8 protein-coding genes are annotated in these 12,991 nt (G+C 41.5%); all 8 read right to left on the minus strand.

Translation table 11 applies throughout. The features are described 5' to 3' along the window. Window positions 1–2: 2 nt before the first annotated feature. The 8 genes from ACMAZF_RS17765 to ACMAZF_RS17800 all read right to left on the minus strand — a co-directional run bounded on the left by ACMAZF_RS17765 (window position 3) and on the right by ACMAZF_RS17800 (window position 12,948). Window positions 3–845, minus strand: a complete 843-nt coding sequence (locus ACMAZF_RS17765; protein WP_435275057.1) for a carbon-nitrogen hydrolase family protein — start codon at window positions 843–845, stop codon at window positions 3–5. Next, on the minus strand, window positions 805–4,695 hold the full coding sequence (locus tag ACMAZF_RS17770; RefSeq protein WP_435275058.1) for a YhdP family protein: 3,891 nt from the start codon (window positions 4,693–4,695) through the stop codon (window positions 805–807). Before ACMAZF_RS17770 ends, ACMAZF_RS17765 begins: the two co-directional genes overlap by 41 nt. Next, on the minus strand, window positions 4,695–6,155 hold the full coding sequence (gene rng, locus ACMAZF_RS17775; protein WP_435277278.1) for a ribonuclease G: 1,461 nt from the start codon (window positions 6,153–6,155) through the stop codon (window positions 4,695–4,697). The genes ACMAZF_RS17770 and rng overlap by 1 nt, the downstream gene beginning before the upstream one ends. A 60-nt stretch (window positions 6,156–6,215) precedes the next feature. Beyond that, on the minus strand, window positions 6,216–6,791 hold the full coding sequence (locus ACMAZF_RS17780; protein ID WP_435275059.1) for a Maf family protein: 576 nt from the start codon (window positions 6,789–6,791) through the stop codon (window positions 6,216–6,218). A 22-nt stretch (window positions 6,792–6,813) separates the two neighbouring features. Continuing rightward, window positions 6,814–7,305, minus strand: a complete 492-nt coding sequence (mreD, locus tag ACMAZF_RS17785; RefSeq protein ID WP_435275060.1) for a rod shape-determining protein MreD — start codon at window positions 7,303–7,305, stop codon at window positions 6,814–6,816. Window position 7,306: 1 nt separating this feature from the next. Beyond that, on the minus strand, window positions 7,307–8,158 hold the full coding sequence (gene mreC / locus ACMAZF_RS17790; RefSeq protein ID WP_435275061.1) for a rod shape-determining protein MreC: 852 nt from the start codon (window positions 8,156–8,158) through the stop codon (window positions 7,307–7,309). A gap of 39 nt (window positions 8,159–8,197) precedes the next feature. Continuing rightward, entirely contained in the window at window positions 8,198–9,241 is a 1,044-nt protein-coding gene (locus ACMAZF_RS17795; RefSeq protein WP_435275062.1) for a rod shape-determining protein, read from the minus strand. A gap of 176 nt (window positions 9,242–9,417) precedes the next feature. Continuing rightward, window positions 9,418–12,948 (minus strand): DUF6701 domain-containing protein, encoded by a 3,531-nt coding sequence (locus ACMAZF_RS17800; protein ID WP_435275063.1) that lies wholly within the window; start codon window positions 12,946–12,948, stop codon window positions 9,418–9,420. Between the last annotated feature and the right edge of the window lie 43 nt (window positions 12,949–12,991).

Below are 12,991 nucleotides of genomic sequence, written 5' to 3' on the forward strand. Positions count from 1 at the left end.
GATTAATTTTTTAATAATGTAGATTGAAAACGCTGCTGGCTTGCCATCGGCATTTTTGCACGCAGTGCTTGCAGTTTGTCACGATCAAATTCGCCAACGGCAAAACCTTCGCCGCTAGCAATTTCAGACTCAACAACACCCCAAGGATCAACAACCATTGATTGTCCCCAAGTGACACGACCATTTTTATGTTCGCCGCCTTGATTAGACGCAATCATATAACATTGATTTTCGACGGCTCTTGCACGAGATAATAACTCCCAATGCGCTTGACCTGTCACCTTAGTAAACGCACTAGGCAATACGAAAATATCGGCGCCCATTTCACGCATCGTCTGGAATAACGCGCCAAAGCGCAAATCATAACACACCGCCATCCCAATGTTACCGATTGGTGTCTTTATTACGCTGATGTGTTGGCCAGGGTGGGTGTTTTCAGATTCGCGATAGCTGCCATAGCCATCAGCGACATCGACATCAAATAGGTGAACTTTATTGTATTGACCCAGTTGTTCGCCTTGAGGATTAAACAATATGCTCGCTGCAAAATGACGACCATCGTCGGCTTTTACTGCGATAGTACCTGCGACTAAATAAAGATTAAATCGCTGGCTTAGTTCACTTAAGGCATCTTGCATTGGCCCCTGTTTAGTTTGCTCAGAAAATTCACGCACTTCGTGATCTTTAGTGGCAAACATCAAACAGCATTCAGGTAATACAACCAATAATTCATCGCTAGGAAATTGCCGACGAATTTCAGTTAATTGCTTTTCAACTGCTTTAAGGTTTTCGTCAATATTAGGACTAGAGACTAGTTGTACTGAGATCAGTTTTGGGTTGCTCATCGGCAATCTTAGCTCCTTGAGTAGGTTGCTCTGGCGCCGTCGTTGGGTCGGCTTTTTCTAGAATATGTGGAGGCACTTTATACTTTTTCTGTTTTCTGTCTATTTCAACAAAATCAGGTTCATCAACCGTCCCTGAAAGCTTAAAGTTAACCTGCGAAATAACATCAACAATCGGCTCAAGTACCTTGGTCAACGCAAACGTTAACACAAACATCTGTGGCTCACTCGCTATTACGCCAGCAATCACTGGTAAGTTAGAGAATAGCGCGGGAGAGAAACTAATATAATAATCTAGCTCATGGCTAGTCAAATTAACAGAGCCAACGACATCAACGCCACCAGCAACACCATCCATGTGCGCATCACGAGTAACTGCGACGCCTTCTGAAATATTAAAGTTACCGCTAAAATCATTAAAGAAAATGCCTTTTTGGAATACATCTCTAAAATCTAATACCAGTTTTCGACGCAGCGAATCGAGACTAAACAGCGAAAAGATCCGCGCCCCTTGATCACTTACTTCAGCAATGTGGCCTTCGCCTAGTTTCCACTTAATATCACCGTTTAATGTCGGCAGCGCTAAATCGCCGAGCCCTGAACGCCACATCAAATCAACAGTAATATCCACCGTGCTTTCTTTAATACTGGTGCTGTAATCAAATATTGCTAATGTTGATTCGATATTGTCACTCTTCAAATCACCAATTACCGAAAAATATTCACCATCGCTATCAAAACCCCAAATAGCATTAGCTTTAACATCGGATTCATTAGCATGGATCTTAACATCATTAATGGCAATACCTTGTAAATGAGGCTTAGATTTAAAACTAATATTGCCTAAATCAAATCCAGAAATAAGGCATTGCTGACAAAGAAAACTAACGGGTGGTAATTCACGAAGCGATTCTCGTGTTGCAGTGTTATTACTTTCATTCTCACTCGGCTTATTCAACGTTAACAGCTCGAAGTTAGCCACAATCCCTTTGTCGAACCACTGGTCGAATAATTTAAGCTGACCTTGCGCTTGCTCACTTTCAACATTAACTTGCCAATGATCTTCAAGCTTTACACCGCCTAAAGAAACCGTCTCAAAATCATGTCCAAGTACAGAAAGCTTTTTAACGCGAGCATTGATGCGTTTAAGCGGTGGGAAGAACTGATCTTTACTCTGCCCACGCTCAATATTGTCGATAAAGCTTTGCCACTCATCGAATGCTAAAGAGTCCAAATCGATATTAATTGTCATGCCGTTATCAGCAATTTCATCTTGCGCTTGAAACTTACGACCAACAAGTAAGGTAATCGCTGGTACTTTAATGGTTGAATCACTTGAATCTATTCGAGCAAAGACTTCGGCACGTGACCCCAATGCCAAATTAAATAATCCGCCTTTGACATTTCCGCTACTGGTTACCAATAAATCTTCTTGCTGATCGACATATTTATCTAAAGGTTTTGGTAACTTAAGCTCTAAACCCGTCATCGGTGATTTTACAAAAGACTGATAATAAACATCATCTTCACTGATCTTTAACGTTAATTTTCCTTCCCAATCTAAGCTACCGTCGATATAGGTATTCAAATATTGCTGCCAGATTGCAGGCATTTTATTGGTGTGCCATTTGGCTTTTAAATCAACTTCAATTCCATAAGAATCACCAAATGGTTTGCTTTCTAGCGCTAAAGTTACAGGCTGTTCGTATAACATGCCTCGTAATCCCTTCGCTGAAATATCACCACCGTTAAAGGCAATCTCACCACTCAACTGACCTAAATCCATATCAATTGCAGTGATGGATAGATCATTATTATCTAGTGTCACAACACCCGAGACATTTGGTAGCGAACCATCAAGCGGCAAATCAATAGCAAGGTTTGTTTTAATAGTGCCTTGCGCATCTAATTGACGTAAAACGGGACCTAGGCTGTCATTGATGGGAGAATCAGCAACAAAGGTATTGATTTTATGTTGTGGTTGATTAACCTCAGCTCTAATTTCTAACGTGGCTGTTTCAGCCATTAAGTCAGGTATAGCAACGGTCAACGCCTCAAAAGATAGGTTGTTTAAATCGCCCTCGTACCCCGTGATAAGCATGGCTTCGTTTTTAAACAATAAATGTACTTTAGCGTTTGTGACAGGGTCCCATTCAGAATCAAAATCAACGCTAGCACCATCAACCATTGCGCTAATTTCAAAGGTACCTTGATGCTCTACATATGGGAAATGCTCTACATTTCCTTGCCACAGCAATTGCACATTATCACTATGTCCTGCTTTGATAGCACCAGACAAATAATCAACTAACCCATCACTCAGTACGACATGAGGTAAATAATATTGCGCGTGTTTTGCATTTTTGAGCTGTGCGTCTCCTAACAGCGAAAGCGTCGGCGCTTGGTTATCATTAAATTGCAGCTGCCACGCAATGGCGCCGTTTAAATCCTTATTTTTCCACTGCGTCATTGGACTAAAGAGTGCAAAGCCATCAGCGTCTGTTCGCCATGCTAATTCAAGGTTTAATTCATCTAGTGCGATAGGTGCTTTGAAATACTGACCAAAATCCAAGACCTGTTGCTGAGCGTTAAGCGTCATAACACCGGAGTGACTATCGCCTTTAATCAATGCTGATAACGGTTTTAAACTGGGAATGCCACCAACATTAACTAACGATAAGCCCGTTAAATCTGCGCTATATTGAACATCTTCACCACTGAGTTTAAGAGATAGTTTGCGTAGCTCACCACGAAGCTTTAACGCATCAATTAATCGTAATGAATCCTTATCGACTGCCGATACCAATCCAGCTAAAGGCGCTAGTTCACCAATATTCAATGCATCAATATTAAGGGATAATTTGTCGCTTGTTTGACTCACTGATAAATCAATAGCTGATAGCTGATTAGTATTTAGTGAAGGAGCAATCGCCTTGGCCTCAAAAATCCACCCTTGTTGATATGGCAGCCACTGCACTAATTCAGGGGCGAATGACAAACGCTGTTCTTCATTTGCCCCTTGCCAAGTCAGGTGGTTTTCTCCCATTTGGAGGATCATCGAATCAAGATGCCCTGCGGAGAAATCAGCCCAAAGTTCGAAACTTGCTTGGCCACTCGCCGAATTGGAAAGCTGAGGAAGCATTGGTTTTAGGTTTTCTAGCCAGCGCCAATTTTGCGCTTTTATGTATGCCTGACCACGTAAGGTTTTCTTGGTTTCGCCATATAAGTCGATAATTAACTTTAGAGGCTGTTGTGGTTTTTCATCAGCAGTTAACAATACTTGTAACTGACGTTGCTCAATAGCGTCATGCCATGCAACTCTTGCAATATTAACATCTGGTAGCTCACCATACCGCGGAGCGAAACTGACAGATGCCTGCTTCACGATAGCAGACTTAGTTAGGTGTAATAAGGGGCTAACTTCTTGGTCAGTTGGTGGTGGTTGTTTTTTACTGTTAAGTTTAGTGAGATCATCGAGATAAATATGAGGCTTATCTATCTCAATGAGTTTAAAACGGGGAGACAACGCCAGTGCAGACTCAACCAAATCAATATGTAATTTAGCTTTGCTTGCACTAACACTGAACCCTAAGTTATCGCTATTTTCAAAGCTCAGATCTTCAACAATCAGTAAAGGGCCGCCATTGTGCCAATATCCCTTAACAGATTTCATGGCCAAATGAATATCATAACGCTCATGTAACTCTTGTGTTAACTGGGTTTGATATTCATTTAAATAAGGTAACGCCCCGCGAATTGCACTAACGGTCAACGCAATTAAGATGAGTACAACGATGCCTACCATCCATAATTTGGCAATGCAGTTTTTGCATAAGGTAGGCAACCATTTCATTACATCATTACCACATCATAACGTTCATGTGCGTAGCGAGGTTCAATCTCAATTTTGACTTCTTTACCAAGAAATAGCTCAAGATCGGCTAAGTAATGGGTTTCTTGATTGAGTAATGCATCGCAAACAGGCTCAGATGCATAAACCACAAAGCGATCTGCAGCATGAGCACGGTCAACACGTATTACTTCACGGAAAATTTCATAACAAATGCTTTCTGTTGTTTTAAGAGAACCGCGACCTTTACAGCTTGGACATTCTTTACACAACACATGCTCTAAACTTTCTCGAGTACGTTTACGAGTCATTTCAACCAAACCAAGGGATGAAAATTTACTAACGTTAGTGCGCACGCGATCTTTTGCTAAGGCACTTTCTAGTGCACTTAAAACACGTCTGCGGTGCTCATCTTGTTCCATATCGATAAAGTCGATAATAATGATGCCACCAAGATTACGGAGTCGCAATTGACGCGCAATAGCTTTCGTCGCTTCAAGGTTTGTTGAAAAGATAGTATCTTCTAAATTGCGATGACCGACAAAAGCTCCCGTATTAATATCAACGGTCGTCATTGCTTCGGTTTGATCGATAATTAAATAACCGCCAGATTTAAGCTCTACTTTACGTTCTAATGCCCGTTTAATTTCATTTTCGACTTGGTAGCATTCAAAAATAGGACGTTCGCCGGAATAATATTCAAGCTTGTCATTAAGCTCTGGAACAAACTCACTGGTGAATTCACCAAGCATTTCAAAGGTTAATTTAGAATCAACACGAATGCGCTCTAAATCAGTACCAACAAAATCACGCAACAATCGTAACGATAAGCTTAGATCTTCATAAAGTAATGCACTCGATTTCGCCCGTTGACGGCGGTCGATAATTTTAGCCCAGAGGCGCTTCAAAAATGCCGCGTCTTGTTCTAATTCATGAACACCCATACCTTCAGCAGCGGTGCGAATAATATAGCTGCCATGTTCATGAGTATATTTTCCAACAACGGATTTCAATCGATTGCGATCGGCTTCATTCTCAATACGCTGTGATACGCCAACATGCTTAGCTCCCGGCATAAACACCAAGTAACGGGACGGTAGTGTAATATCTGTCGTTAAACGCGCACCTTTAGTGCTAATAGGATCCTTTATGACCTGAACTGTCATGAATTGGCCTTGTTTAGCCAACTCTGTAATATCTGGTACCTTGGTATTTTTGTCGTCATCACCTTCTCGGCGTACAACAATATCAGAAGCATGTAAAAATGCCGCTTTGTCTAATCCAATATCAACAAAAGCCGCTTGCATTCCCGGTAAAACACGGCTGATTTTTCCTTTATAAATATTGCCGACAATTCCTTTTTTCGCTAAGCGCTCAATGTGTACTTCTTGCAACGTACCATCTTCAACTAATGCCACGCGTGTTTCACTGGGTGTCACATTAATTAACAGCTCAGCAGCAATACTTTTCTGTTCTTGTTCTTGTTGCATATGCACTCGCTTAATCCGTTGTACTAAAAGGGCTTATTTAACCAATAATGATAACTTAGATAACAACTGTTGTGTCTTCATCAATGGCAAACCGACAACAGCAAAGTAACATCCGTCAATTTTTTCGACAAATTGTGCCCCCAAACCTTGAATGCCATAACCACCAGCCTTGTCTTTAGGCTCTTCGCTATCCCAATAGTTCAGTGCCTCTTGCTCACTAATTGAGCGAAAGGTTACCGTTGTTGTGACAACGTCACTAACAATCACGTCTCTTTGCACCAAAGCGACCGCTGTCATTACTTGATGCTGACGCCCCGCTAACGCCAATAACATACTAATAGCGTGCTCTTTATTGCGTGGTTTTCCGAGTAACTGGTTATCCAAAACAACGATAGTATCAGCACCTAGCACTGGCTTGTTCGCCATTGCGGTTAATTGTCCCGCGGTGGCTTTTTCAATAGCCAAACGCTTAACATAGTCGCCAGCAGCCTCGTTGTCGAGAGGTGTCTCATCAATATCGGCGCTCAACAACTCAAATTGAATACCAATTTGGTCAAGTAATTCACGTCGACGTGGCGACTGTGAAGCAAGATAGATACTTTCAGACATAATAATTTCGCAGAATAAGTGACTAAGAAAGGAATAAGCGACGGCGAACTTTACGCAACGTAAAGAAAATCCACGGCCATGCTAACAATGTAATAAAGCTCGATGCATAGTAACTATTGGTCACTAGTGCATCGTTCAACCACGACGATAACGTACCAAACAACATTTGATAGACAAGTACTAACCCTAACAAGATAAGCGACTGATGCCATACCGAATAAGTGCGCAACTTATGATTATTCTCCACCATAAAAGCAGCACATAACCCAAACATAACCCCATTAAAGCCTAGCGTTGTGCCCCACAATACATCTAATATTAATCCTGCAATCCAAGCGCTGCCGATACCAAAACGATTTGGCAGTGCCAGTGCCCAATACATTGCAGTCAATAGCATCCATTGCGGTCTGAAATACTCATCGACTGTTGGTTGCAGTGGCAATATCTGCAAAAAAGCAGCACAAATAATTGAAAGCCAAATAATAAGAATGGTGAAAAATGAGCCACGGCGCATATTATTGGCTCGGCGTGTCAAGCTTTCTTTCGCTAGCACTTGCTAATTCAGGCCATAACAATAATACATAGCGAATGCGATCAAGCTGAGCGATGGGACGAATACGAATAGTTGAATAAATTTCGTTGCCACGATTTTCAATACCGGTCACCGACGCTACAGGATATCCTTCTGGAAAACGATCACCAAGCCCAGACGTAACCAACATATCGCCAATTTTTACATCAGTATTTTTGGTTACATACTGTAATTCCATCTGGTGTACGTCGCCACGCCCCAAGCCAATCAATCGAACATCGTTACGCTGATTTCGAAGTGGAATAGCGTGGCTATTGTCTGCAATAAGCAATACGCGACTAGAAAACTCATTAACTTCGACCACTTGCCCTACTACACCGTGCTCATCGACAACTGGCTGGCCAATAAATACATCGTCTTTAATGCCTTTATTTAACACAACCTGCAATCTGAATGGGTCTGTATCAACCGATTGAATTCGCGCAATTAATTTACGTTGAGTTGTTACAACAGGAGAGCCCAGCATCGCACGTAATCGTGAATTTTCTTGTTCAAGATGCTCAAGTTTCAATAAACGATCGCTAATCGATAACTCTAACTGGCGAAGCTTTTGATTTTCAGCCATCAATGTTTCACGAGATTTAACGGTTTCAGAAACATTATCAAGGGCTTCTAGGGGCGCACTAGCGATAACTTGAAGTGGACTAAAAAAAGTAGATAAATACTGACGGGCTGGCGCAAGAGAATCACTGCTTAATACCAACAAAAGTGACAATACAACAATGGCTATAATTTTAACGCTAGCAGGAAAACGACGAGTGAAAATAGTTTTCATGAATCATAGTCCTGCTCGACTTGCTCAGTAGTGATGTTTTTACTCATAGGTAAAAATATCACCGCCATGCATATCAATCATTTCAAGAGCTTTACCGCCACCACGAGCGACACAAGTTAACGGATCATCAGCAACAACAACAGGGATGCCAGTTTCTTCCATAATTAAACGATCTAAGTCGCGTAATAAGGCACCACCACCGGTTAATACCATACCGCGCTCCGAAATATCAGACGCTAGCTCTGGTGGAGATTGTTCAAGTGCTGTCATTACGGCACTAACAATACCTGAAAGAGGCTCTTGCAACGCTTCAAGAATTTCATTGCTGTTTAAGCTAAAGCTACGTGGAACACCTTCTGCCAAGTTACGGCCACGCACTTCGATTTCACGTAATTCATCACCTGGATACGCGCTACCAATTTCGTGTTTAATACGCTCTGCTGTCGCTTCACCAATCAAACTACCAAAGTTGCGACGTACATAGTTGATGATAGCGTCATCAAACTTGTCGCCACCAATGCGCACAGAACTTGAATAAACAACACCGTTCAATGAAATGATAGCCACTTCAGTAGTACCGCCACCAATATCGATAACCATTGAACCCATCGCTTCAGATACTGGCAAGCCAGCGCCAATAGCTGCTGCCATTGGCTCATCAATTAAATGAACATCACGCGCGCCTGCACCTTCAGCTGACTCTTTGATTGCACGACGTTCAACTTGTGTTGAACCACAAGGAACACATACTAAAACACGTGGGCTAGGGCGTAGCACGTTGTTATTGTGAACTTGCTTAATAAAATATTGCAGCATTTTCTCTGTCACATGGAAATCAGCAATAACGCCGTCTTTCATTGGACGAATAGCTTTAATGTTACCTGGAGTACGGCCTAACATGCGTTTTGCATCAGCACCAACAGCAGCAACACGGCGAGTACCTGAGCCACGATCATCTTGAATGGCAACCACTGACGGCTCGTCTAAAACAATCCCTTGGTCACGTACGTAAATAAGAGTATTGGCAGTACCAAGATCTATAGAAAGATCATTTGAAAACAACCCACGTAGCTTTTTAAACATCGAATGCGCCCAACTTAAAAATAAGAGAAATAAAACCCTGCAACTATGCCATTGACTTAAGCTTGAAACAAGCATTCAAACCGCTGATTTGACAAATTTAATGACATATCGGCAACAAATACAAAAAACCGTCATTATCGAATAATAATGACGGTACTTTTGGGCTTCAAGAAATGTTATCGACGCTCTCGCCAATTGATAATTCGATCATTACCGCGATAGCGACCAAAGGTTGCTTTTGCTTTTGGATCAGTATCTGGCGTTACGACGTTATTATCCCAATCAAACTTCAACCAACTTGGAACATCTAATGTAAATTCTACTGATCCTTGAGCTGTATTTGGCGGGGGAATTAATAAATTAGAATCGCCGGCAGCCCAAGCAGACGCATTAGGCATTGCAGCCTGATCGAGATCTCCTAATGATGCAGGTTGAAGTGTAAACTTAGTATTTACCAACACAGGCACCACGCACCCAGCCCCTATGTTTGGATTTACAACAAAATTAGACCCATCAAAAAATTGATGTTCTATTGGCATCGCTAACACATCATTTTCTGGTCCAAATGCGTTATTTAGCTGCACACGTCCGTAGCGCATTAAATGTTGCGGCACTATAGCAGATGTCGCGCTTAAAGTAGGTAACGCAAACCCTAGCTCTAAGCCTACTTTATCCCCGTCGGCTAGTGTTGATGCCGTATAACTCACATTCGCTGAAAACGGCGCAATTTTCGAAGCGGCATTTCTGGTATACACAAAATGATCATCTGCTGACGCGGTATAAGTAAACACACCATTGTCTCCTGTTACAGTGCCCGTATTAAGCACAGCTGTTAACGCCAAGCCATTCACGCTATCTTGAGTGGGTAAATTATCGAAAGCGATGTTTGTTACATCGAATTTTTTAAATAGATCGCGATAATTTACGGTGGTCACACCATCAGAATTTTTCGCGGTAATGGTCATGGATGGCGCAGTGGTTCCATAATTTAATGCCCCCTCACCACCCGCCGTTAATTCACCAATAAAGGTTTGATTAAGGCATTGCGTGGTGCCAACAAACTCTCCAGCATCAATGTCTGAGACCTCAAAATGATGGGGCGTAAAACGGCCAACATTATGCAAATATCCTTTTACATCACCGACACTATTATTAATAAACACACCATCATTCAAGGAAACTGTTAAATCAATAATGCCCACCTCACTCCAACTGGCTGTTAATTGCGCCTTAGATACGTTCATATCTTCGGTAATCATTGCTGTAGGGATTGACGGTGCTAAACTGCCAGCAGAAACACCAGCACTATTTGGTAATACCAACTCATGTGATAATTTCACATTTTCAAATGGCATACCTTTGACAGGCGGATTTTGGCTAAAGTCTGTAATATCCTCATCTATCATGCCATCTACATTATCATCTTGATTTGACTGCCACCCTATTGCTTCAACGTCCACGTCAAAATTCTTTCCGGCTTTTTTAAATACCGTACCATTAGCATTTGACGCAAGGGCTTTAGTATCATTAATTGTCACTTTAAACCCAAAAGGCTTAACAACAAAATTATTAGAAGTACCTTCCAGCGTTGTTGTCATTCCTGAATTTAGTGTCACCACTTTTTGAGCTGATAATGATAACTCTCCTGCATTAGCGTAATTGAGTTCATAATTTGCAACGTTGTTATTTATTACGTTATTAAAAGCAAAATTAAACGGCACATTACTATAACTAGAACCCACTTGTGCTGATGTTGCACTGCTGTCAGTGGTTATAGCGATGTTACTACAACTTCCACTAGCGCAGTTTAGTTTAAGCTCAAGGTTAACGTCATTACCACTTGGAAAAATAGCTTGGCAAGCCCCTGTTGTAGTATTTTTTTCAACGGCTTGAATCGTTAGTTGCTGCCCATTAAACCCAATTAAAGAAGATTTATTGGATATTTGATGGGGTATATTGCTAAATAAAAAACCTGTATCTTTAAACAACACAGAACAACTCACCGCTGTGCCACCAGTAAAACACTGCACTGGTGTGGAGGACGATGGCGCAGGGTTAAAATTACTAGCCGAAATGGTCGTTGCTACTGCATTTGGCTGTGATAATTTGAGACTATTAACTCCCGGTGTTGGTGTAGACCCCGTAAAAGTAATATTATCACTAATCACAGCTCCCTGACTCCACAACCCTGCGGGAGATAAGCTCAATGATGAGCTTAAAGATGACGGTGTTAAACACGCAGCATCGCTACAGGCTTTTAACACAATATCACTGGCAGCACAGGTTAAGCCTGTTGTTGGTATTTCGAAACGATAATGGTCAACGGGTGGAAATATCGTTGCATCAAATGTAGTGTCAAAAACAAACAACGCTATATTTTCTCTCCAATGCTTGCGTTCTGTATCGTGAAATTCATCCTCATCCACTGACAGATGAATACCCTTCGAGAAGAGCTTATGCCTAACTAACCAGCCGCCATCAGGACCAATACTCGTCACTTTTTTCCCCACCCATGTCGGTGGTTCGCTATATGGCGCCAAATTCAACTTCGTTCGCCAGTCGGTTCTCCACCCGCCATTACCTCTCCCACCTCCAGCAACATTTCCAGTAAACAAGCGTTGAAAATCAACACTATTATTACTGTTGTCTGAAAAATTAATCACGCCCCGTTCAATGGCTACATAACCAAAAATTTCGGGCGTAATAATAGGGTCACCATTATAGTGCAGTGGCATTATTTTAGATTCTCCATATACTCCAGCACGCTCTAAAGTCAGTTTAATACTGTTTTTTTCCTTCAAAGCATGAGCGGATTCGGTTAACCATGGATTAACAAAACGATGATTGTCTCTGTCGTTAGTATTATTGAGCGATTGTAATTTATTAACAACCACTGGATCCAGTAAAAAGGATTGTTTAAAGTCGATCGCCGTCATCGAAGTATAAGAATCCATTGCCCGATGATATGTAGATACTGGCACCACACAAGCTTCAACTTTTGTACCATCAGCAAATTCATGAATACCCGGCTCCACGGCGACATACTTAAGATCCATTGCCTTAATAGTCTGATTGGGTCTGTAAGAAACCGTACTAATTTCAAAGCCAGTTCGTGTCACATTTTTCACTTTAACATCAACAGGCTTCTCATCTTGGGCTGTGGGAATAACCAATACAATAGGAGGATAAGGATAGCTCTGCTTAAAGCGAACCGATTGAAATTTAGTACGGCTATTACTTGAAGTTAATTTAATATCTCCAGCTTCAAGCTTCCAAGGTGTAGCGTTATTCACTTGAAATGTTACGTTACTACTTCTTGTAGAAAAACCTCCAGCACTAGCCTTTAGCGTAACATGACCTGTTGTATTATGAACGAAATCTAAAGTAACTTGACCATTATCACTACGCGAGAATTTATAAGTTGCTTCGCCATTATTGTTAACAGGCATGGTTAACACCCCGTCACCTTGCCGAACAGACCAGCTTCCTTCACTATCACTACTGGTCAAGCTTACTGTTCCAGAAAAGTTAGTAATCAATTGGCCATGACTATCTAGCGCCTTCAAAATATGCCCATCGACAGCACACACATCCGCGTTATAAGCGGTAATAATCCGAGTCAATGATAGGCTATCAGCATGACACAAACTACCAATAGCCATCGATGAAATAAACAAAAGCAAAAATCTTACTGTATTAATGTTCATGTTAGCGCCCTTTTAAAGCTATCGTAGGTAACAATGGTTAACA

The sequence above is a fragment of the Psychrobium sp. nBUS_13 genome, assembly GCF_051201665.1.
Lineage (GTDB): Bacteria > Pseudomonadota > Gammaproteobacteria > Enterobacterales > Psychrobiaceae > Psychrobium.